1 protein-coding gene is annotated in these 327 nt (G+C 73.1%); it reads right to left on the minus strand.

Annotated elements, in window-relative coordinates; translation table 11 throughout:
• On the minus strand, positions 1–327 hold a 327-nt coding region (locus ACLBYB_RS32960), incomplete at both ends, for a thiamine pyrophosphate-binding protein (RefSeq protein ID WP_447701399.1).

Consider the following 327-nt stretch of genomic DNA (forward strand, 5'->3'; position numbering starts at 1 on the left):
TTGCAGTGCGACCCGGAAGGCCCGGGCGAGGATCTCCGGGATGCGCGCCGCGTCGTCGGTCTCCACCGCCCACTTGGCGACGCCGCCGAACATCTGGCGGTAGTCGACCTCCTGGAAGGCCTCGCGGTCGCGCATGCGCCGGGCGATCTGGCCGACGAACAGGATCATCGGCGTCGAACCCTGGCGGGCGATGTGCACGCCGGCGGAAGCGTTGGTGGCGCCGGGGCCCCGGGTCACGAAGCAGATGCCAGGGCGGCCCGTGAGCTTGCCGGCGGCCCCGGCCATGATCGCCGCGCCGCCCTCCTGCCGGCAGACCAGCACGTCGAT

It is taken from the genome of Methylobacterium sp. D54C, from assembly GCF_053345595.1.